At 63.7% G+C, this 20,886-nt stretch carries 27 protein-coding genes; 10 read left to right on the forward strand and 17 right to left on the reverse strand.

Annotation, left to right across the window (positions count from 1 at the left end; genetic code table 11):
* Positions 1 to 6: 6 nt before the first annotated feature.
* A complete protein-coding gene (locus tag NXT3_RS13770) occupies positions 7 to 336 on the reverse strand; it encodes an SMR family transporter (RefSeq protein WP_064240152.1) in 330 nt (109 codons plus the stop codon).
* A 63-nt stretch (positions 337 to 399) separates the two neighbouring features.
* The gene (locus NXT3_RS13775; RefSeq protein ID WP_037414686.1) at positions 400 to 954 is read right to left on the reverse strand and encodes a TetR/AcrR family transcriptional regulator; all 555 of its coding nucleotides are present in this window, start codon (positions 952 to 954) and stop codon (positions 400 to 402) included.
* 129 nt (positions 955 to 1,083) lie between these two features.
* On the opposite strand from NXT3_RS13775, the gene NXT3_RS13780 reads away from it, so the two are divergent.
* Positions 1,084 to 1,476 carry a globin domain-containing protein gene (locus NXT3_RS13780; protein ID WP_037414702.1) on the forward strand — a complete coding sequence of 131 codons (393 nt, stop codon included), beginning with the start codon at positions 1,084 to 1,086 and terminating at the stop codon, positions 1,474 to 1,476.
* Between the two features lie 7 nt (positions 1,477 to 1,483).
* Positions 1,484 to 1,852 (forward strand): DUF423 domain-containing protein, encoded by a 369-nt coding sequence (locus NXT3_RS13785; protein WP_097525172.1) that lies wholly within the window; start codon positions 1,484 to 1,486, stop codon positions 1,850 to 1,852.
* A 6-nt stretch (positions 1,853 to 1,858) separates the two neighbouring features.
* Here the strand turns inward: NXT3_RS13785 and NXT3_RS13790 are convergent, their stop codons facing one another.
* The 5 genes from NXT3_RS13790 to NXT3_RS13810 form a co-directional block, all read right to left on the reverse strand.
* Positions 1,859 to 2,173, reverse strand: coding sequence for a heme-degrading protein HmuQ (locus NXT3_RS13790; RefSeq protein WP_097525171.1), 315 nt, complete (start codon positions 2,171 to 2,173; stop codon positions 1,859 to 1,861).
* 4 nt (positions 2,174 to 2,177) lie between these two features.
* On the reverse strand, positions 2,178 to 2,450 hold the full coding sequence (locus NXT3_RS13795) for a hypothetical protein (protein WP_097525391.1): 273 nt from the start codon (positions 2,448 to 2,450) through the stop codon (positions 2,178 to 2,180).
* A gap of 60 nt (positions 2,451 to 2,510) precedes the next feature.
* Positions 2,511 to 2,921, reverse strand: a complete 411-nt coding sequence (locus NXT3_RS13800; protein WP_097525170.1) for a DUF2325 domain-containing protein — start codon at positions 2,919 to 2,921, stop codon at positions 2,511 to 2,513.
* Between the two features lie 194 nt (positions 2,922 to 3,115).
* Positions 3,116 to 4,036: an energy transducer TonB gene (locus NXT3_RS13805; protein ID WP_104839526.1), complete on the reverse strand. Its 921-nt coding sequence runs from the start codon at positions 4,034 to 4,036 to the stop codon at positions 3,116 to 3,118.
* A 39-nt stretch (positions 4,037 to 4,075) separates the two neighbouring features.
* Positions 4,076 to 4,513: a hypothetical protein gene (locus tag NXT3_RS13810; protein WP_037387947.1), complete on the reverse strand. Its 438-nt coding sequence runs from the start codon at positions 4,511 to 4,513 to the stop codon at positions 4,076 to 4,078.
* A gap of 197 nt (positions 4,514 to 4,710) precedes the next feature.
* On the opposite strand from NXT3_RS13810, the gene hemP reads away from it, so the two are divergent.
* The 7 genes from hemP to NXT3_RS13845 all read left to right on the forward strand — a co-directional run bounded on the left by hemP (position 4,711) and on the right by NXT3_RS13845 (position 9,805).
* A complete protein-coding gene (gene hemP, locus NXT3_RS13815; RefSeq protein ID WP_083853880.1) occupies positions 4,711 to 4,893 on the forward strand; it encodes a hemin uptake protein HemP in 183 nt (60 codons plus the stop codon).
* Between the two features lie 10 nt (positions 4,894 to 4,903).
* Positions 4,904 to 5,962, forward strand: a complete 1,059-nt coding sequence (locus tag NXT3_RS13820) for a hemin-degrading factor (protein ID WP_097525168.1) — start codon at positions 4,904 to 4,906, stop codon at positions 5,960 to 5,962.
* A gap of 11 nt (positions 5,963 to 5,973) precedes the next feature.
* Entirely contained in the window at positions 5,974 to 6,921 is a 948-nt protein-coding gene (locus NXT3_RS13825; RefSeq protein WP_097525167.1) for a heme/hemin ABC transporter substrate-binding protein, read from the forward strand.
* Positions 6,908 to 8,029, forward strand: coding sequence for a FecCD family ABC transporter permease (locus NXT3_RS13830; RefSeq protein ID WP_037414677.1), 1,122 nt, complete (start codon positions 6,908 to 6,910; stop codon positions 8,027 to 8,029). Before NXT3_RS13825 ends, NXT3_RS13830 begins: the two co-directional genes overlap by 14 nt.
* 6 nt (positions 8,030 to 8,035) lie before the next feature.
* Positions 8,036 to 8,824, forward strand: a complete 789-nt coding sequence (locus NXT3_RS13835) for a heme ABC transporter ATP-binding protein (RefSeq protein WP_097525166.1) — start codon at positions 8,036 to 8,038, stop codon at positions 8,822 to 8,824.
* Positions 8,825 to 8,966: 142 nt separating this feature from the next.
* Positions 8,967 to 9,329, forward strand: coding sequence for a glycine zipper domain-containing protein (locus tag NXT3_RS13840; RefSeq protein ID WP_097537956.1), 363 nt, complete (start codon positions 8,967 to 8,969; stop codon positions 9,327 to 9,329).
* A 44-nt stretch (positions 9,330 to 9,373) separates the two neighbouring features.
* A complete protein-coding gene (locus NXT3_RS13845; protein ID WP_104839527.1) occupies positions 9,374 to 9,805 on the forward strand; it encodes a hypothetical protein in 432 nt (143 codons plus the stop codon).
* 24 nt (positions 9,806 to 9,829) lie between these two features.
* Here the strand turns inward: NXT3_RS13845 and NXT3_RS13850 are convergent, their stop codons facing one another.
* The 3 genes from NXT3_RS13850 to rsiA1 all read right to left on the reverse strand — a co-directional run bounded on the left by NXT3_RS13850 (position 9,830) and on the right by rsiA1 (position 12,195).
* Positions 9,830 to 11,329, reverse strand: a complete 1,500-nt coding sequence (locus tag NXT3_RS13850; protein WP_037414663.1) for a sensor histidine kinase — start codon at positions 11,327 to 11,329, stop codon at positions 9,830 to 9,832.
* Positions 11,330 to 11,476: 147 nt separating this feature from the next.
* A complete protein-coding gene (locus NXT3_RS13855; RefSeq protein WP_037387615.1) occupies positions 11,477 to 12,028 on the reverse strand; it encodes an RNA polymerase sigma factor in 552 nt (183 codons plus the stop codon).
* A gap of 8 nt (positions 12,029 to 12,036) precedes the next feature.
* Positions 12,037 to 12,195 carry a NepR family anti-sigma factor gene (rsiA1, locus tag NXT3_RS13860; protein ID WP_234819725.1) on the reverse strand — a complete coding sequence of 53 codons (159 nt, stop codon included), beginning with the start codon at positions 12,193 to 12,195 and terminating at the stop codon, positions 12,037 to 12,039.
* A 176-nt stretch (positions 12,196 to 12,371) separates the two neighbouring features.
* Here rsiA1 and NXT3_RS13865 point away from each other — a divergent pair, with 176 nt between their 5' ends.
* Entirely contained in the window at positions 12,372 to 13,166 is a 795-nt protein-coding gene (locus tag NXT3_RS13865; RefSeq protein ID WP_037414659.1) for a response regulator, read from the forward strand.
* A gap of 294 nt (positions 13,167 to 13,460) precedes the next feature.
* On the opposite strand, the gene NXT3_RS13870 is transcribed toward NXT3_RS13865, so the two are convergent.
* From NXT3_RS13870 to NXT3_RS13900, 7 genes are all read right to left on the reverse strand, one after another.
* Positions 13,461 to 15,044, reverse strand: coding sequence for an FGGY-family carbohydrate kinase (locus NXT3_RS13870; protein ID WP_104839528.1), 1,584 nt, complete (start codon positions 15,042 to 15,044; stop codon positions 13,461 to 13,463).
* An 81-nt stretch (positions 15,045 to 15,125) separates the two neighbouring features.
* On the reverse strand, positions 15,126 to 15,794 hold the full coding sequence (locus NXT3_RS13875) for an HAD family hydrolase (protein ID WP_097525161.1): 669 nt from the start codon (positions 15,792 to 15,794) through the stop codon (positions 15,126 to 15,128).
* Positions 15,795 to 15,798: 4 nt separating this feature from the next.
* Positions 15,799 to 17,283: a mannitol dehydrogenase family protein gene (locus NXT3_RS13880; RefSeq protein ID WP_097525160.1), complete on the reverse strand. Its 1,485-nt coding sequence runs from the start codon at positions 17,281 to 17,283 to the stop codon at positions 15,799 to 15,801.
* 39 nt (positions 17,284 to 17,322) lie between these two features.
* On the reverse strand, positions 17,323 to 18,096 hold the full coding sequence (locus NXT3_RS13885; RefSeq protein ID WP_097525159.1) for an L-iditol 2-dehydrogenase: 774 nt from the start codon (positions 18,094 to 18,096) through the stop codon (positions 17,323 to 17,325).
* Entirely contained in the window at positions 18,093 to 19,094 is a 1,002-nt protein-coding gene (locus NXT3_RS13890) for an ABC transporter ATP-binding protein (protein WP_037414647.1), read from the reverse strand. The genes NXT3_RS13885 and NXT3_RS13890 overlap by 4 nt, the downstream gene beginning before the upstream one ends.
* Positions 19,095 to 19,105: 11 nt before the next feature.
* Positions 19,106 to 19,936 carry a carbohydrate ABC transporter permease gene (locus NXT3_RS13895; RefSeq protein WP_037414645.1) on the reverse strand — a complete coding sequence of 277 codons (831 nt, stop codon included), beginning with the start codon at positions 19,934 to 19,936 and terminating at the stop codon, positions 19,106 to 19,108.
* A 4-nt stretch (positions 19,937 to 19,940) separates the two neighbouring features.
* Positions 19,941 to 20,813, reverse strand: coding sequence for a carbohydrate ABC transporter permease (locus tag NXT3_RS13900; RefSeq protein ID WP_104840003.1), 873 nt, complete (start codon positions 20,811 to 20,813; stop codon positions 19,941 to 19,943).
* Positions 20,814 to 20,886: the final 73 nt, after the last annotated feature.

Consider the following 20,886-nt stretch of genomic DNA (forward strand, 5'->3'; position numbering starts at 1 on the left):
ACGGCGTCAGTGAAAGGTCGACTTCGAGAAGAGATTGAGCACCAGCACGCCGGCGATGATCAGCGCCAGGCCGAGGATCGCCGCCAGGTCGAGCTTCTGGCCGAAGGTGATGTAGCCGACCGCCGAAATCAACACGATGCCGAGGCCGCTCCACAGCGCATAGGCGATCCCGACGGGAATATAGCGCAGCGTGTAGGACAGGAAGAAGAAGGCGACGGCATAGCAAACCACCATCAGCACGGTCGGCGCCAGCCGCGTGAAATGTTGCGCCGCCTGCATGGCCGAAGTGCCGAGCACTTCGAAGACAATGGCGATCACCAGGACGGTGTAGAGCATTGCGGGGTTCACGGCACGTCTCCGATCGATTGGTGTAAAAAAGTCAGCCCGTTCCGGGCGGCCTCACTGCAACGAAAGCGCCTTGAGCTTCCGGAGCAGCGCCGCCCGCGTGGATGCTTCGATGGCGTGGCTCTCTAGGAGATCCGCCAGCCAGACGCCGTCAGCGGCGAAGCGGGCAAGAAGACAATCCTGCGAGCTGTCTGTCGCGGCGAACTCGGCCGACCGTCTCTCGACCCATTCCCGCCAGCGCGCCTTCAGATGCGGCTCCGCCAGCAGAGCGATCGCCAGCACCTGCCAGTCCTTGCCTTCCTCTTCCAACGCAAAACAGACAGTGAGATAGGCGCGGGTGAAACGTCCCCGGTCCACCGAATCATCGGCCATTGCCGCCTCGATCGCCCGGTCGAAACGAGCCACCAGTTCGTCGAACAGGCCGTCCAGCAAGGCGAGTTTGTTGGGGAAGTGGTGCAGCAGCCCACCCTTGCTGACGCCAGCCGCCTGAGACACTTTATCGAGCGTCACGGCGGCGATCCCCTCTTCGAACGACAGCCGCGCCGCGACATCCAGCAATTGCTGGCGAACCCGCTCCGGCTGCTTCTTTCTCTGATAGGCGCTCGTCATGCTCCATAAAGATACCGTCTGGACGGTTTTGTCAACCGAGGGGAGGCAACGCGATGAAACGCCGCAAGGTACGTGCGGATGTTGTGCGCGGGGCGGCGCCGCGATACGAAGTCGGACAAGGATACGCTCATGACGGAAACGAAAACCACGACGCTCTACGAGGCGATCGGCGGCGATGCCGCGGTTCGCGCCCTGACGCGTCGGTTCTATGCGCTGATGGACAGCCTGCCGGAGGCGGCTCGATGCCGCGCCGTGCATCCGCCGGACCTCTCCGGCAGCGAGGAAAAGTTTTACGAGTATCTGACCGGCTGGCTCGGCGGGCCGCCGATCTATGTCGAGAAGCGCGGCCATCCGATGCTGCGCCGGCGGCATTTCATCGCCGAAATCGGTCCGGCCGAACGCGACGAGTGGCTACTCTGCTTCACCCGCGCTCTCGAGGAGACCGTCCCCCACCCGCAGCTCCGCGACATCATCCTCGAGCCGATCACCCGGCTCGCCCATCACATGCAGAACAAGAAATGAACGTCTAATGCCGAACCGCGGAATGCGTGGAAGCGTGCTTTTCATCGCCGGGCTGATGGGGGTTTTCGGCGTCGCCGCCGCTGCAGCCGCCTCGCACGGTACAGATCCGCGGCTGATCGGCGGCGCCTCCGCCATGTGCCTCGCCCATGCGCCGGCACTGGTCGCGCTTCATGCCGGATGGTCGCACTTCCGGACGGCGGCGATTGCTGCGCTGTTGCTCGCGCTCGGCACAGCCCTCTTTGCCGCCGACCTCACCATGCGCCATTTCGCCGGCCACGGTCTTTTTCCAATGTCGGCGCCGCTCGGCGGCGTGACGATGATGGCCGGATGGCTCGCAGTGGCGCTCGGAGCGCTGCTGCCTCGCAAAGCCGATTAGAGACGCTCAGGCGCCCTCGACAACCGTATATCCTTCGAACTTCGGCGGCCCCAGATACATGGCCCGATTGTCGGCGGCATTGCGGTGCGCGGCCCGGAAGTTTTCCGATTTCGTCCAGGCGACGAAGGCGTCCCTGCTTTCCCAATTCGATTTCGAGATGAACGGCGTGTAGCCCTCTTCCGGCACGCTCTCGCCGCGCAAGAGATGGAAGTCGATGAAGCCCGGCATGTCCGAAAGGCTTGAATCCCGTGCCTTCCAGACGGCCTCGAATGCCTCTTCCTGACCGATGGCGACGTGGAAACGGTTCATGGCGACAAACATGGGGCTACCTTTCGCGTGCCTTCTTTTCCGGGACTCCGGCTTCGCTCCGCGGGAACGGCAGGATAACGGCGCTCGACGATGGTTCAAGCCCGAACGGTTCACGGGCCGGAGGGCGGGTCTGCCAGGCCGGAAATTCCGCCACATTGGGGTTGTCCTCCAGCATGCGCGAGCGGCGCGTCAGGACTTCATAGAGCTCCGGCACCAGACCATCGCCGAGCTGCGAGGCTAGCTTGTGAAGACCGATCATCATCATTTGATCGGGACGTTCGTCGTTCATCATCGATACTCCGAGTGACCGCATCAGGCTGTGAAATGCGCCGTCGCTTTCATCAAAGGTTCAGTTGTCGCCGCTGGCGGACAGGTCCTGAAGGGCCCGCTCCAGGCTCGATTTCGAGCCGTTGCGCAGCGGCACGAAGGCCTTGCCCCACTTCTTGCAGCCGGTCTTCACGCGCAGACACGCATCGTGGCTGATGCAGTCGATGGGGCAGAAGACGCAGTCGACCGAGGGAAGGACCCGGTCGATGCGCGATACCGCCTCTCGTAAACCGCCGTCGTGATGGATGAGTTCCGCGCCATAGGAACTGGCGATCTCCCGCAAATGGGCGACCTGGCAATCGCGGCCGCCGACATAGAGGAAGCTCCGCCCCTCCAGCGTTGCCTTGCCGCCGTTCGGCTGCACAGCAGGCGTTTCCTCCCTCGCCTTTCCCTTGCCGCCCTTGCCTGTGTTCTGGTGCCGCTTGCCGCGCATCCGTTTTCTCCGTTCTGTGGGCGACGTGCGGACCTTCCGCTGACCGCCATCAAATATTCGTTCGGCACACCGCTCGGTTGTGCGACGGCGGCAACTTATAAAACTTGATTGTTTGAGTAAAGTATAAACATGAGTACGTAATCATATTAAATTTCGGCCTGCCGAAGCCCTCTGCGGCGTGGTGCCCAGGGGAATTATCGTTTGAATTCAACGGGGACGGTGAACTGCCAGCTGTCACGTCGGGCCGCGGCAGGAATAGCCGGAAAGGGTGCGGCGCGTCGCACGGTGTCAAGTGCAGCTTGGTCGAGAATCGGCGACCCCGTGCTTCTTGCCAGACTGACGCCGGCGAGCCCGCCACTGGAGGTGACGGTAAAGCGCACCTGCGCGACGCCGCGCAGCCCTTGGCGCTTGGCTTCGGCCGGATAGCGCATGGCCCTGTTCAGCTTGCGCTGGACCTTCCCCTTGTAGTTGTCGACTGCGGCATTGCCCGCTTCCCGGGCCACTGAACTCTGTCTCGCGCCGGTGGCCGCGCTCGCATTTGCATTCTCCACGCCGTCCGCCTGGCCCTTGCTCTGCGAATTCGCCTGCTCCCCGCGCTCGCCGGCCTTCTTGCGCACGATTTTTTTCTTCTTCACCGGCTCCTTCTTCGGTTCCGGCTTCTCGACCTTCTCTTCGATTTTTTCCGGCTCCGGCTTCTGTTCCGGAACCACGGTTTCCACAGGCGCGACAGTGGCCGTGACCGGCGCCTCGGCGACCTCGGTCACCGGCATTTGATCTGCCGGCAGGATGACGTCCGCCTCCGTCGGCGCAATGTCGGTCGGCTGCTCGGAGACGCTCTCTGGCATTGCCGGCGGGATCTCTTCCGCCATCTCCTCCGTCGGCTGGACCTCGCTCGGCTGCACCTCCTCGGGCGTGTCTTCGGCGGGTTCTACGACGTCCGAGAGGTCGCCGGCTTGCAGCGTCTCCTCGAAGGCGTTGCCGAGCAGCGTAACTTCGGTCGCCGCCCCGCCGGCCATCTGGAAATCGTCTTTGCTAGGCTCCAGCAGCATCGCTCCGCCGGCATGCGCCAACAGAGAGAGGCCGACCGCGCCCGTCCATTTCACGATGTGCTTCATCCAAGTCTGCCTTCCAACGGCACCTCAGTGATCGGGCAATCAGCCCTTGAGTTCGACTGCCGACTTCGAGCCGGTCTGGAGCCCCGTCATGCAGGCGCCCTTGTCGATGCCCTCACCGACACAGGCCGGTGCATCGTTGATCAGCAGGCTCTTCACCGCCTCGCATTTCGTCCCCGGCAGGTCGAACTGACGGACCTTCGTCTTGCCGGCAGGCAGGTCGCGAAAATCGAGAACGGCCATGCGTTCGACCAGGCCCTTCTGATCGAAGAGGACGAACTCGAACGAGACCTTGGAAAGCGATTGCTGCAGGCCGTTGCCGGCGACGAAGGTCAGCTTGCACCCCTTCTCGGAAGGCGCGACCTCGTTGAGCTCGACCGTCAGCCCGCCGACGGCCGTTGGCTCCTGTGCCACGGCCGTCCCGGCGATCGACAGGATCATCGCTGCGGTCGAGGAAGCGAAACGGGAAAGACAGACCATCATTAACACCACCCATGCTCCGCATCCGAGCCGCCCGCCTTGAGCCAGCGACGGAGGCGATAAACTAAACTTGACTGCAAGTCTCCGGTATTGCGTCCTTAATGAAATATGAGTAATGCAGTCAAGATACTAATTGGAAATGCACGAGCGAACAGGGGACATCGACCCGCTTCCACCCTCGTGAACTGGCCGAAACTGTGACACCGAACGACACCGATACCCCCCTCTCCTCGCCGGCGCCGAGCGCGACCACCCGCTCGCAGCCGATTGTGGAAAGCCACGAGCTCTTCCGCGGCGCCAGCGAGATCCTGATTTCCCATGACGGCGCGATCTACCGGATGCGGATCACCCGGCAGGGCAAGCTGATTCTGAATAAATAGCGAGACAACGATGATCGACAGCACGCGCCCCACTCCCTCCGAGATTCGCGCCTACCGCGCGGCGAACCCGACGATGCGCGAGCGCGACATAGCCGCCCAGCTCGGCATTTCCGAAGCCGCCCTCGTCGCCGCGGAATGCGGCCTGACGGCAAGCCGCATCGATGCCGACGCCAATCGTTTCCTGGGCCGCGCCAGGGAGCTGGGCGAGGTCATGGCGCTCACCCGCAACGAATCCGCTGTCCACGAGAAAATCGGCATCTACGAGAACGTCAAGACAGGTCCGTCTGCGAGCCTGGTTCTCGGATCGGAAATCGATCTGCGGGTCTTCCCGTCCGCCTGGGCGCACGGCTTCGCCGTCACGAAGACCGATGCCAAGGGCGAGATCCGCCGCAGCCTGCAGTTCTTCGACAAATGGGGGAATGCGGTTCACAAGGTTCACCTGCGCCCGACGTCTGATCTTGAAGCCTATGACTGGATCGTCGCGGACTTCCGCCTCGAAGATCAGTCGCAGCAATTTGTTGCCGAATCCGGCGCCGCGGCGGGCGACGACGCGTCCGCCACCGTCGACACCCAGGCGCTGCGTGAGCACTGGACGAAGCTGACCGACACCCATCAGTTCCACGGCATGTTGCGCAATCTGAAAATCGGCCGGCGCCAAGCCTTGCATGCAGTCGGCGACGATCTGGCCTGGCAGCTCGACGCGCGGGGCATCGAGACGATGATGCGGGGCAGTGCCGAGACCGAGCTGCCCATCATGTGCTTCGTCGGCAATCGCGGCGTCATCCAGATCCACTCCGGCCCGGTCAAGAATATCGCCTCCATGGGCCCGTGGCTCAACGTCATGGATCCGGCCTTCCACCTGCATCTGCGCGCGGATCACATCGCCGAGCTTTGGGCGGTGCGCAAGCCGACGTCGGACGGCCATGTAACCTCGCTCGAAGCCCTCGATGCCAAGGCCGAAATGGTCATTCAGTTCTTCGGCAAGCGGAAGGAAGGCTTTGGCGAAAGACCGGAATGGCGCAGCCTGGTCGAGAACCTGCCGCGCCTCGACAGCATCGTCGCAGCCTGAGGAGACAAGGCATGCACCGCTTCGACTTCCGCCGCCTTCGCCGCTGGGAATTGGCGCTCGCCGCCTTTGCGCTCTCGACACCCTTCCTGCTGCCGGCGCTCGCCCCCGTCTCCTCGTCCCTTGTGAGCCCCGCAATGGCCGAGACGGTCGAGAAGCCGGACACGTCCCGGATCGTTTCGATCGGCGGAGCGGTCACCGAGATCATCTATGCGCTGGGCGAGGAAAACCGGCTCGTCGGCCGCGACTCGACCAGCACCTATCCAGAGGCGGCGGCGAAGCTCCCCAATGTCGGCTACATGCGGCAGCTGGCGCCGGAAGGCATAATCGCCGTCAACCCGGCGGCGATCGTCGCCATCGAAGGCAGTGGCCCGCCCGAGGCGCTTTCCGTGCTGAAGCAGGCGAACATTCCCTTCACGACGATTGGCGAGACCTATGACGAGGCGGGCATTCTTGCCAAGATACGCGCCGTCGGCGCCTTTCTCGGCGTGCCTGACAAGGCCGAAGCGCTCGTGAAATCCGTCGAGCAGGATCTGGACGCCGCACTCGCCGACAGCGCCGCACGCCCGGAAAGCGAGCGCAAGCGGGTTCTCTTCATCCTCAGCACCCAGGACGGCAAGATCATGGCATCGGGCACCGGCACGGCCGCAAGCGGCATCATCGAGCTTGCCGGCGCCGTCAATGCCGCCGGGAAGTTCCCCGGCTACAAGCCACTGACCGACGAGGCGATCGTCGAGGCGAAGCCGGACGTCATTCTGATGATGGATCGGGGCGGCGCCCATGGGATGAGTGCCGACCAACTCTTCGCCCTTCCCGCCCTCAGCCTGACGCCGGCGGCGAAAAGCAAGGCACTGGTCCGCATGGATGGCTTGCATCTGCTCGGTTTCGGCCCGCGCACCGCAAGCGCGATCCGGGAACTGAACACCGCAATCTATGGAAAGAAGACCAATGCCTCGCAGTGAGGCGATGGACGGCGCGCGGGGGCCTGCCTTGGCTGCAAGGATCGTGCATGCGTGGCGGAAGGGCGACCGTTCCGGTCTGGCGCGCACACTTATTGCCGCCCTCGCAGCGCTTGCCGCCGCGACCTTCGCGACCTCGATCATGACGGGAGCCGCCGACGCTTCGCTTGGCAATGTCCTGCGATGGCTCGCCGGTGGCGCGTCCGGCGACCAGGCCCTGAGCATGCGCGATCGCATCATCATCCTCGATATCCGCCTGCCGCGCGCCGTGCTCGGCATGCTGGTCGGCGCCGCGCTCGCCGTTTCCGGCGTCGTCATGCAGGGACTGTTCCGCAATCCACTGGCCGACCCCGGTCTGGTCGGCGTGTCGTCCGGGGCGAGCCTCGGCGCCGTCCTGCTTATCGTCCTTGGCAGCACCACCTTCGGGCCGGTCTTTGCGCTCTTCGGCTTCTATGCGCTGCCGCTTGGCGCCTTTTGCGGCGGCCTTGCGACGACCATGCTCCTCTATCGCATCGCCACACGCAGCGGTCAGACCTCCGTGGCGACGATGCTGCTTGCCGGGATTGCGCTCGGCGCACTCGCCAGCGCGGTAACGGGCGTGCTCGTCTTCGTCGCCGACGACAAGCAGCTCCGCGATCTCACCTTCTGGGGGCTTGGTTCGCTGGCCGGCGCCAATTGGACGAAAATCCTTACCGCCGGGCCGATCATCCTCCTGTCGCTCTGTGTCGTCCCCTTCCTGGCGAGAGGCCTCAACGCGATCACCCTCGGCGAGGCGGCCGCCTTCCACATGGGCGTGCCAGTGCAGCGCCTCAAGAACATCGCCATTTTGAGCGTCGCCGCGGCGACCGGCGCATCTGTGGCGGTCAGCGGCGGTATCGGCTTTGTCGGCATCGTCGTGCCGCATCTGCTGCGGCTCGTCATCGGCCCGGATCACCGCTACCTTCTGCCAGCTTCGGCTCTGCTCGGCGGCACCATGCTGATCTTCGCCGACATGCTGGCCCGCACCATCGTTTCCCCCGCCGAACTGCCGATCGGCATCATCACCGCCTTCGTCGGGGCGCCGTTCTTCCTGTGGGTTCTGCTCCGCGGGCGCTCGAACATGGGACTTTGACCTAAGATGATCCGCGCCTCCGATCTCTCCGCCCGCCTCGCCGGCCGGCCCGTGCTCCACGGCGTCTCGTTCGAAGCCGTTCCGGGGAGAATGACGGCGATCGTCGGTCCGAACGGCTCCGGCAAGACGACGACCTTGAAGGCGATCTCCGGCGAGCTGCACCTGTCCAAGGGCAAGGTGACCATCAACAATCATGACATCGCCCAGCTGAAGCCCTTTGAACTCGCCCTGAAAAGAGGCGTCCTGCCGCAATCGACGGTCATCTCCTTTCCGTTCACGGTCCGGGAGATCGTTGGTCTGGGTCTGTCAACCGGCGGTGCCGATATCGCCGGCAGTGGCCGCACCGTCGATGAGGCGCTGGAAGCCGTCGACCTCGCCGGCTTTTCCGGCCGCCTTTACGAGGAGCTTTCGGGCGGCGAGCAGCAGCGCGTCCAGCTTGCCCGCGTGCTTTGCCAGATCGCCGCGCCGGTCGGCGACGGCGAGCCTCGTTACCTCCTGCTCGACGAGCCGGTCTCGAGCCTCGACATCCGCCACCAGCTGACCATCATGCAGCTGGCGCGCCAATTCTGCGAGGGCGGCGGCGGCGTCATCGCGGTGATGCACGACCTCAACCTGACCGCAATGTTTGCCGACCAGATGGTGATGATGAAGGCCGGCCGCATCCGCGCCCTCGGCGCCCCGAAGGAGGTCCTCACCGACGAGACCATGGAAGCGGTCTTCGGATGCCGGATGCGGGTCGGCATCGCGCCGGCACGCGATGTCCCCTTCGTTCTGCCGCAAACGGCATCGCTTTGACCTCGGCGCTGAGAGCAACGTCAAGATTTATCGAAACAAATTCCTCCCTCATGCGTTGATCCCCGGCGTGCCACGTCCGGTGCGCCGCCGAGAATGCGCCGGCCTTCAGCCGGCATCGCAGCGAAGCGAAGGGAGCGACAGGATGGCCACGGGTCTCTTTTCAGGTTCAGGCAGCAGGAAGCGCAACGGCGGTGCGGTCGATACATCGATCGAGGACCAGCTTCATGATCTTCGGGAAGACGTTGCGCAACTGATGGCGCTGATCGCCGATCGGGGTGTGGCGGCCTCGCGAGAAGCCAAAGCTAAAGCGCGCAGCACCCGCAAGCAAGCCGAATCGGAGTTGCAGGACCTGCTGGAGAGCGGTGAGGAGCTGCTGTCGGATCTGCGCGGCCGCTATGCGGACACGGAAAAACAGGTCCGCCGCGCGGTGCGCGAACATCCGCTCGCCACGCTCGGCGCCGCAGCGGCAATCGGCCTGATCGCTGCAGCCCTTCTGCGCCGCTAGCGGGCTTCGGCGCTTTCGGCGTGTTGTGAAGGGGAGACAATGGCATGCAGTCCCTAGGCGCCGTTCTCACCGCCTTGCTTGCAGTCGATTTCGGTGCCGCGGCCTCGCGCTTCAAGCGCAATGCGGCTCTATGGGGGATCGTCGCGGTGCTTTTCGTCACCGCCTATGTTTTCGCCCTCGTGGCGATCGCACTCGTTCTCGCCGAGTATTATTCGCCAATCATCGCCTCTGTGGCGATCGCCGTGGCGCTTCTGGCAGTCGCCCTGATGATTGTCGCGCTCATGGCTGTACGAAACGCACGCGACCGGCGTCTCGTCGACGAACGGCGTCGCCGCTCCTTGCTTCAGACGAACCTGGCACTTGCCGCGGCGACCAGCATCCTGCGTAAGCAGCCGCTGATCGGCGTCGGTACGGCGATCGCCGTAGGACTCCTGCTGGGGCTCGGCAAAGGGCGGCGGCGCAGCGACCGCCGTTGATTTCCGGCGCGCCCAACGGTTATCTCAGAGCGGCAGGCGGATCAGCGCGGTAACGCCGGCCGGCAGATACTCGACCTTTACGGAACTGCCGATAATCTTGTCGAGGCTCCGCTCGATCAGCAGCGAGCCGAAGCCGCGCCGGCGCGGTTCCCGGACCGGCGGTCCGCCGACTTCCGTCCAGGTCAAATGCAGCACGGCACTGCCTTCCTCGACGACGCTGCGCGCCGTCAGCACGATCTTGCCTTTTGGTACCGAGAGCGACCCGTATTTAACGGCATTGGTCGCCAGCTCGTGCAGCACCAGGCCGAGACCAACCGCCTGGTCCGGTCCGAGCAGGACTTCGTCCTTGTGGATCTCCACCTGCTCGGCATAGTCGCTGACATAGGGTTTCAGCTGCTTGGAAATCAGCTCCGCAAGGCGGATCGTCCCCCATTCGTAGTCCGAAAGCAGCCCATGCGCCTCGGAGATCGCCTGTAGCCGGCCCGCGAAGGCGGTCATGAACTCGGCCGGGTCACTCGTCTGACGAAGGGTCTGGCGCGCCAGCGATTGCAGCATTGCCAGCGTGTTCTTGACCCGGTGGTTCAATTCCTTCAGCAGCAGCCTCGTCCGCTGCACGGACGCCTGCTGTTCGGAGACGTCGATGGTCATGCCGAGAAAGGTCAGCGCCATACCTCTGCTGTCGCGATCGTGCACCCGGCCTCGGCCGAGCAGCCAGCGCCCGTTCGCCCGAATCCGGAACATGCCGTCATATTCCTCGTTGGCGGCCATCGCCTGCCTGAGCTTCGAGAAGGTTGCACCTCGGTCGTCCGGATGGATCGCGCCGAAGACCGCCTTGGCGGTCAGGGTCCGTTCCGGCGGCAGGCCGAACATGCGCATCATCGCACCGTTGCCCGCCACGGTTCCGGAGCGGATATCCCAGAGCCAGCTGCCGACATTGGCGGCGTCGAGCGCCATGGCGAGCCGCTGTTCTTCGCGCGATAGCGCGGCCTCCTTCAGCGCACGCCGACGCGCCTCGTCCTTCAACTTGAGGAGCGACGCAGCCGCGTCGGCGATTTCCTGCAACGCATCGAGCTGTTTCGCCGCGATTTCGGCGCGGGGTGTTCCATCCAGCACGCAGACGGTGCCCACCGCCTGCCCTCCGAGAACGATCGGAGCGCCTGCATAGAAACGCAAGAAAGGTGCTTGCGCGACCTTTCGATTGTGCCGCAAGACCGGGTGGGCCGACGCGTCGAGCACGAGAAACGGGCCACGGTCGCCGATCGCATGGGCGCAGAAGGACTCCTCGGTGCGCGCCCGAGTTTCCGTCGTCCCGACAGCCGCCTTAAACCATTCCCATTCGTGATCGACGAGCGTGACAAGGGCGATCGGCGCGTCGAACAGACTGGCGGCGAGCCTGGCCAGCGGTTCGAAGTCGCTGTCGGCGACCGTCATGTCCGGTGCGGCCGCATGCAGGACACTGAGCCGCTCGCGCGAACCAAGCGTGTCAGCCACTGCGGGAAGCATTGCGTCTGCCCTCTCGTGCATTCGGCCCGAACTCCAATCCCGCTCCCGCCGGCAAGACCGATTGGGAATTATGCGACAATTCCAGAGGCTGCCGCAATCCTTGCTTCGAGTAAACGCGCATAGCAAAGCAGAAATAAGGAAGGAAGTGCCGAGGGCGATGAGGGTCTGTCAGGACACGAAGGCACGCGAAGTAATGGGCGCCGAGGTCTCGTCCGGCCCATAGTCGTTCTCGCCCTTGATCTGGAGGATCTCCTGGAGGCGCTGGCGTGCACGGTTGACGCGGCTCTTGATCGTGCCGAGCGCGCAACCGCATATCGTCGCGGCCTCTTCGTAAGAGAAGCCAGAAGCGCCGACGAGAATGATCGCCTCGCGCTGGTCCGGCGGCAATTGGTCGAGGGCGCGGCGGAAATCCTGCAGGTCGAGCGATCCGTATTGCTCCGGATGGTGCGCCAGCGTTTCCGTGAAATGACCGTCGCTATCCTGGATCTCACGGCCGCGCTTGCGCATCTGGCTATAGAGTTCGTTGCGCAGGATGGTGAAGAGCCAGGCTTTCATGTTGGTGCCCATCTCGAAGTGGTCCTGCTTGGCCCAAGCCTTCATGATGGTGTCCTGCACGAGATCGTCGGCCCGGTCGTGGCGGCCGATCAGCGACATGGCGAAAGCGCGGAGGCTCGGCAGCGCCGCAAGCATCTCACGCTTGAACTCTTGATTTTCCGACATTCCGGCGCTCACTCCTTGCCATCCAGCATGGATCGTTGTTCCACGGCCTCAAGTTTTTCCAGAAGGTCGAGGAAGCGAGCCGGAATTCCCTCCTCCTGTACCGAAAGATAAAGCGCTTTGAGCTTCGCCGCGATCTGCGCATTCGGATCGTCAGACTTCGGACGCATGCTCACCGTCCGCCCTGCCCCTGAATTATATCTCATCGTATGACTGCCGCCCTAGAAACTTCGCCTGCCCCATAACGCGACGAAAAAATGAAATGTTCCACTCCGGAACCTTTTTTTCCTCGGCACGTTTCCGCAGCGGAACAAAGATCAAAAGACACGGATTGAGGGAGTCCTGCATGACATTGTCCACCCGCATCGCGCCATTTCTTCCCTATCTGCGCCGCTATTCGCGCGCTTTGACCGGATCTCAGACATCCGGGGACGCCTATGTCGCAGCGGTGCTCGAAGCGCTGATCGCCGACACTTCCATTTTCCCCGAGGCCAGCAGCGACAGAGTCGCGCTGTTTCGCCTCTTCACCTCGCTCTTCGGCTCCTCGTCGGTGCTCGTCCCGGAACCCGTCTCGCCGTTTGCCTGGGAGCAGCGCGCCTCCGTCAATCTTGGGGCCGTGTCGCCGGTCGCCCGCCAGGCGTTCCTCCTCGTCTCGGTCGAGGGCTTTACGCCCCAGGAGGCCGCGGAAGTTCTCGACGTCGACACCGCCAAGCTCACCTCTCTGCTCGACCGCGCCTCGCAGGAGATTTCGCGCCAGGTGGCGACCGACATCATGATCATCGAGGACGAGCCGCTGATCGCCATTGATATCGAGCAGATGGTCGAGAGTCTCGGCCATCGCGTAACAGGCATCGCGCGGACCAAGGACGAAGCCATCGCTCTCTTCAAGACGGCCGAACCGGGAATGGTGCTCGCCGATATCCAGCTCGCCGACGGCAGTTCCGGCATCGACGCGGTCAACGAAATCCTCAAGACCAGTGCCGTGCCGGTGATTTTCATTACCGCTTTCCCCGAGCGGCTGCTGACCGGCGAAAGGCCCGAACCGACATTTCTTGTGACGAAGCCTTTCAACCCCGAAATGGTCAAGGCGCTGATCAGCCAGGCACTGTTCTTCAATGAATCGACCAAGGCGGCCGCTTAGGGTCAATTCCTCGCTGAAACAGACGCCGTGCCGGAGCAAACTTCGGCAGGGCGTCCGCGTATCTGGGCGGCCTCACACGAGGCAGGGCTCATTTGGAAATCCGGAATTCAGAAGCAAAACAGCCAGTGCCGAGGGAAGGGCACTGGCTGAGGTTATGCAACTCACTGAGGGGGATGTGAGTTGGCAACCGGCGGTATGCCTCCGACGTCACATTGGGGGCGATGTGCGTCACCGCTCGGCTATACGCAATAATCCGCGAGCGAGAAAAAGGTTCCGCGATAAGCGAAGATTCAGCTATTCGATCGATTCCAGTTCGGCGCGGTGGCGATAGAGCGCCAGCAAGCGGCGATAGTCGCGGTCGTAGAAATCCTGCAGGGCCGGATTCGGACGCCTCTCCTGTCCGCCCGAGGCCATGGCATCCCCCGCATGCGCAAGGTCGGGATAGAGGTTGCCGGCCACGGCCGCGGCCATGGCCGTCCCGAGCAGAACGGCATCCGGCGCGTCGGGCACGACCACCCGGCAGCCGGTCGCGTCGGAGTAAAGCTCCATCAGTAGCGGATTGCGCACGTGGCCGCCGGTGACGTGCAGCGTATCGAGGTCGTAGCCCGCCTCCTTCATCATCTCGAGAATGTGGCGGATGCCGAGCGCGATGGCGACGCAGGTCCGCCAATAGAGGCGGCAAAGCGCGTCGAAAGAGGAATCGAGCGCCAAGCCGCTAATCACGCCGAGCGCATGCGGATCGGCAAGCGGCGAGCGATTGCCGTGGAAATCAGGAAGAACGTGCAGCCGGTCGGCGAAGCCGTGGCCATGCTCGGCGCGCAGTTCCTGGACGCGCTCGATGATCTTCTTGTGGGTTTCGGTCGTCGGCTCCAGCCCGCCGCCATGCAGCCGGACGACATGGTCGAGCAGCGCGCCCGTCGCCGATTGGCCGCCCTCGATAAGCCAGAGGCCGGGCAGCACCGCCTCGAAATAGGGCCCCCACATGCCGTAACCCGGCTTCATCTCCTTCGAGAAGGCGACGATGCAGCTAGACGTGCCGGCGATCAGCGCCAGCTGGCGCTCGAGCTTCGCCGTATCGCCGGCGAATCCTCCGAGCACACCGAGCGCGCCGGCATAGGCGTCGATTAAGCCCGGCGCGACCCGGCATTCGGTATCGAGGCCGAGGTCGGCGGCCGCGGTCGGCGTCAGTTTCCCCACGGCGCGCTCCACCGGCAGCGTCTCCGCGGGCAGGCCGCCGCGCGTCAGAAGGTCTTCGAGACCGATCCGCTCGAGATAGTCCTGCTGCCAGCCGCGTTCCTTGTGCGCGAGATAGTTCCATTTAGCCGTGAGCGTGCAGCGCGACCGCGCCGTGTTTCCCGTTGCCCGCCAGGACATATAATCCGCCAGGTCGAAGAAATAGCCTGCCCTCTCCCATTGATGCGGCAGATTTTTCTTCAGCCACATCAGCTTCGGCATCTCCATTTCCGGCGACATCACCCGGCCCGAATGATCGAGCACCGGATGCCTGGTCGCCGTACAGAAATCCGCCTCCGCAAGCGCCCGGTGGTCGAGCCAGACGATCGTGTCCCAGCGTGGCTCGCCCCGCCGATTGACCGAAAGCGGAGCGCCGTCACGGTCGCGGACCACCAGCGAGCAGGTGGCATCGAAGCCGATTGCCGCAACGCTCTCGGCGCCTATACCCGCCCTTTCGCGCGCCGCCCGCACCGCTTCGCCGACGGCCGCCCAGATATCCTCGGAATCGTGCTCGGCATGGTTCTCCTCGGGCCGGTTCATGGCAATGGCCCGGTCGGCACGCGCAAGAAGCGCACCCTTCCTGTCGAAGATGCCAGCGCGCGCACTGCCGGTTCCTATATCGACCGCCACGACATATTCGCGCATCAATGGATGACCCCGTCCCGAGATGATGATGGATTTTCAGTGTGCCTGAAGAGCGCGCCGGGCCGCTCCACCCTGCCCTGCCTATTGACGGACAAACTGTACCAATTCGCCCATGTCGTCAAACAGGAGGTCCGGCCCGAGACCGGCGAGCAGCTGCCGATGCCGCTCGCTGCGGGCGTGGCTGGCGCCCGCAAACGCAAAGACCCGCATGCCCGCCGCCTTGGCCGCCTCGATGCCAGCCGCACTGTCCTCGACGACGATGCAATCGGCCGGCGCGTAGCCCATTTCAGCACTCGCATGCAGGAACAGGTCCGGCGCCGGCTTGCCGTGCGTCACCATGGTGGCGCTGAAGATATGCGGCTCGAAAAGGTCGGCAAGGCCGGTCACGCTCAGCGACAGACGAATGCGCTCCGGCTGGCTTGAAGAGGCGACGCAGCAGGCCGCGTCCAGCTGCTCGACGGCCTCACGTATGCCGGGAATCGGCCTCAACTCCTGGCGGAAACGCGCATAGAGCCGCGTCCGCATCGCTTCGAGAAATGCGTGGTCGGTCGCAAGGCCGTAGTCGTCATGAAGGATTGCCGACATGCTCTGGAGGCTGCGGCCTAGGAAGCGCTCGCTCGCCTCCTCCGTTGACATCGAAACGCCGGCGGTCGCCAATGAATCCACCAGCACGCTGAGCGAGATCGGTTCGCTGTCCACAAGCACGCCGTCGCAGTCGAAGATGACCAGTCTGGAGGCGTGCCCCGCCATCGCGCTATTCTCCGAGTTTATCGTCCAGATAAAGTTGCAGCGTGGCGCGCGTACCCTTTTCCCAAAGTGTTTTCAAGGCATGGGCAAAGCGGCGGCGGAAAAGATCAGAGTGGGCGACATCGCCGAAAATATCGGAAAGCGCGAGGAAGGCCATCGGATCGTCCTTCGCCGCAAGCGCTGCCGCCTGCAAACGATCGGCGTTGGCGTCGTTGAAGACGATCGCCTTGCCGCTGTCGGACGTGCCGGCGAAATAACGGCACCAGAGTGCGGAGACAAGAGACAGGCCCACCACGTCCTCGCCGCGCCGCAGGCGATCGGCCGTCGACGGCAGGATGAATTTCGGCTGCCGGTTCGAGCCGTCCTGTGCCAGTCGGGCGACCGTGTCGCCGATCTTCGGATTGGCGAACCGTGTTTCGATCAGCTTGCAATAGTCCCTCAGGTCCGTATCCGGTACCGGCGGAATGACCGGGATGATCTCCTCGTGCTCGAGCTTCGCCAGGAAGGCGCGGATCAGCGGCTCCTCCATCGCGTCGTGGACGAAATGAATGTCGAGCAGCGCCGCCGGATAGGCGATTGCCGCGTGGCCGCCGTTGAGGATGCGGATCTTCATGTGCTCATAGGGTGCGACATCCGGGACGAACTGCACCCCAACCTCTTCGAGCGCCGGGCGGCCTTGCGGGAAATTGTCCTCCAGCACCCATTGCTTGAACTCTTCGCAAAAAACCGGCCAGGCATCGTCGATGCCGTAGTCAGAGGCGACGATGCCGATCTCGCGCGGGCCCGTCGCCGGCGTGATCCGGTCGACCATGCCGTTCGGGAAGGCGACATTGGCGTCGATCCAGTCGGCGAACGCCGGATCCGACAGGCGGGCGAGGCCGGACACGGCCGCATGGGTAACTTCGCCATTGCCGGGAATATTGTCGCAGGACATGACGGTGAAAGGCGGAACGCCGCGCGCCCTGCGCTCGGCAAGGCCGGCCAGGATGAGCCCGAACACCGTCTTCGGCGTTGCCGGGTTGCGAGCGTCCTCGGCGATCGCCGGGTGCCCAGGATTGAACTCGCCCGAGGCCGGGTCGATGAAGTAGCCGCCCTCGGTGATCGTCAGCGAAACGATGCGAATGTGCGGACTGGCCAGTTGCGCGACGATGGCCGGAATATCGCCCGGTTTCAGATAGGCGATCATCGCGCCGGTCACATGCGCGCCGGTGCGGTTGTTGTCCTGCTCGACCACCGTGGTCAGAAAATCCTGCGCCTCGAGCTTGGCGCGCATGACCTCGTCCGACGGCAGGACGCCGGCACCGATGATCGCCCAATCGTGGTCGCGCCCAAGATTGAAGAGATCGTCGAGGTAGACGGCCTGATGGGCGCGATGGAAGTTTCCGACGCCGAAATGGACGATCCCGGCGCGCAGATCGTGCCGGTCATAGTTCGGGACGCCGGCCTTGGCCCTGATGACGTCGAGTGCGGCAAGCGAGAGTTTGGTCGTCATTCTATCGTTCCTTTCGAGCACCCGTCCTTGGACGAAGCCTCAGCTCATCCATTGGCCGCCGTCGACGTTGTAGGTCTGCGCCACCACGTAGTCGCTTTCGGAAGAAGCGAGAAAGATTGCCATGCCGGTCAAGTCCTCGGCTGTGCCCATGCGCCCATAGGGAACGGCCTCGCCCACCAGACGCTTCTTCTCGCCGAGAGGCCGGTTCTCGTACTTCGCGAAGAGCGCGTCGACACCATCCCAATGCTCGCCCTCGACGACGCCCGGAGCGATGGCGTTCACATTGATGCGGTGCTTGATGAGATCGAGGCCGGCGGATTGGGTGAGGCTGATGACCGCCGCCTTGGTCGCGCAGTAGACCGCGACCAGCGCCTCACCCCGCCGCCCCGCCTGGCTTGCCATATTGATGATCTTGCCGCCCCGCCCCTGCCCGATCATCTGCTTCGCCGCCGCCTGCAGCGTGAAGAGCGTGCCGGCGACGTTGATCGAGAAAAGCCGCTCATAGCTTGCGCGCGTGATCTCGACGATCGGCGCAAGGTCGAAGAGCGCGGCATTGTTGACCAGGATGTCGAGACCGCCGGCCTGGCGGACGACCGTGGCGATCGCCGCATCGATCGAATCCTGCCGGGTGACATCCATCTCCACCGCGTAGGCCGCCGGTCCGATCTCCGAGGCCGTCTGTCTTGCGCGCTCGACATTGATATCGGCGATCGCCACGGTGGCGCCTTCGCGCACATAGGCCTCCGCGAAGGCGCGGCCTATTCCCCGCGCCGATCCGGTGATCAGCGCGCTTTTTCCTTCAAGACGTTTCATCGAATTGCCAGCCCTTTTTCATCGAATCTGTGCAGGCGCTGCGGGTCCGGCGTCAGGAAGACCCGGTCGCCATGCGTGACGGCAAAATCGCCGCTGACGCGCGCCGTCATCGTGCCGATGCCGTCGGCGTTCACATGCAGGAAGGTATCGGAGCCGAGATGCTCGGCCACGCCGACCGTGCCCTGCCATGTGCCGTGGTCCTTCGACAGCACCAAGTGCTCCGGGCGGACACCGATCGTATGGGCCTGATGGCTGGCCGCCGGGCCGCCGGAAATGAAATTCATCTTCGGCGAGCCGATGAAGCCGGCGACAAAAAGATTGTCGGGCCGGTGGTAGAGTTCGAGCGGCGAGCCGACCTGCTCGATGCGGCCGCGGTTCAAGACGACGATCTTGTCGGCCATCGTCATGGCCTCCACCTGGTCGTGGGTCACGTAGATCATCGTCGTCTTCAGTTGCTGGTGCAGCTGGCTGATCTCGAGCCGCATGTTGACGCGCAGCGCCGCGTCGAGGTTCGAAAGCGGCTCGTCGAACAGGAAGGCCTCCGGCTGGCGCACGATCGCCCGGCCGATCGCCACGCGCTGGCGCTGGCCGCCGGAGAGCTGGCGCGGCTTGCGGTCGAGATAGTCGGTGAGGTTCAAAACGCGGGCGGCGTCGGCCACCTTCTTGTCGATCACCGCTTTGTCCTCGCCCGCCATCTTCAAAGGGAAGGCGATGTTGGCGCGGACGCTCATATGCGGATAGAGCGCGTAGGACTGGAACACCATCGACAGGCCGCGCTTGGCCGGCGGCAATTCGGTGGCGTTCTTGCCGTCGATGACGATGGCGCCGTCGCTGACATCCTCGAGGCCGGCAATCAGCCGCAGAAGCGTCGACTTGCCGCAGCCCGAAGGGCCGACGAAGACGACGAACTCGCCGTCATTGATGTCGAGGTCGATCGACGGGATCACGGCATGGGCGCCGAAGACCTTCGAGACGTTCTTGAGTGTGATGCTTCCCATGAGTCTGACCCTTATTTGACCGCGCCGAAGGTGAGGCCGCGCACAAGCTGCTTCTGCGAGAACCAGCCGAGAATGAGGATGGGGGCGATCGCCATCGTCGAGGCCGCCGACAGCTTCGCGTAGAACAGGCCTTCAGGGCTCGAATAGGAGGCGATGAAGGCGGTGAGCGGCGCCGCTTTGGCGGCACTGAGATTCAAGGTCCAGAACGCCTCGTTCCAGGCGAGGATGATGTTCAGGAGCAGCGTCGAGGCAATGCCCGGTATCGCCATCGGCGTCAGCACATAGATGATCTCCTTGGCAAGCGAAGCGCCATCCATGCGCGCCGCTTCGAGGATCTCGCCCGGGATTTCCTTGAAATAGGTGTAGAGCATCCAGATGATGATCGGCAGGTTGATGAGCGTCAGCACCATCACCAGCCCGGTGCGGGTGTCGAGCAGCCCCGTGTTGCGGAAGATCAGATACATAGGCACCAGCACGCCGACCGGCGGCATCATCTTGGTGGAGAGCATCCACATCAGGACGTCCTTGGTTCGCTTGGTCGGTGCGAAGGCCATGGCCCAGGCCGAAGGAATGGCGATCACCAGGCCGAGCAGCGTCGAGCCGAAAGAGACCACCACCGAGTTCATGAAGTGCTTGAAGTAGTCCGAGCGGCTCTGCACCTCGAAATAGTTCTCGGTCGTCCAATCGAAGAACAGGAAGGCGGGCGGCGAGGCGATCGCCTGCGCCTCCGTCTTGAAGCTCGTCAGGAAGGTCCAGAGGATCGGGAAGAAGATCAGGATGCCGACCGTCCAGGCCAGGGCCGTGGTGACCAGTTTGCGCTGGGTCGAGACATTGCGTGCCATGATATCAAGCCTCCAGCGTCTTGCCGATCATGCGCATCAGGAAGAATGCGACGATATTGGCGAGAATGACCGCGATGATGCCGCCGGCGGACGCGCCGCCCACGTCGAACTGCAGCAGCGCCTGGGCATAGACCAGGAAGGTGAGATTGGTGCTCTGCGTGCCGGGGCCGCCATTGGTGGTGACGAGGATTTCGGCGAAGACCGAAAGCAGGAAGATCGTCTGGATCAGGATGACGACGGTGATCGCGCGCGAAAGATGCGGCAGGACGAGATAGATGAACCGGCTCCAAGCGCCGGCGCCGTCCATCTGCGCTGCCTCCTTCTGCTCCTCGCCGAGCGACTGCAGCGCCGTCAGCAGAATGAGCGTCGCGAAGGGCAGCCATTGCCAGGCGACGATCAGGATGATCGAGAAGAGCGGCGCATTGGCGAGAAAATCGAACGGCTGCAGGCCGACGAGCTTGGCAAGCCAGGCGAAGAGCCCGTTGACCGGGTTCATGAACATGTTCTTCCAGACGAGCGCCGCGACCGTCGGCATGATCAGGAAAGGCGCGATCACCAGGATCCGCACGATCCCCTGCCCGAACATCGGCTGGTCGAGCAGCAGCGCCAGGGCGATGCCGCCGACGACGGTGATGAAGAGCACGCCGAGCACGATTGCGAGCGTGTTGAAGACCGCCTGGAAAAAGGCTGGATCGGTCAGAAAATAGGTGTAATTGGTGAGGCCTGCGAACTCCTCCATTCCCGGCATCAGCAGATTGTAGCGCAGGAGCGAGAAGTAGATCGTCAGCGCCAGCGGCACGATCATCCAGGCCAGGAGCAGAAGCACCGACGGTGCGATCATCAGCCGCGCGGCGGAGCGGGTATGCAAGGTCGCCATGGCGTCCCCCATGTGGTCTCAACGGTGTTCCAAGAAGAGGCAGGCGCATCGTGCCTGCCGAACGCGCGCCCAT

This window comes from Sinorhizobium fredii, assembly GCF_002944405.1.
In the GTDB taxonomy this organism is placed as follows: domain Bacteria; phylum Pseudomonadota; class Alphaproteobacteria; order Rhizobiales; family Rhizobiaceae; genus Sinorhizobium; species Sinorhizobium fredii_C.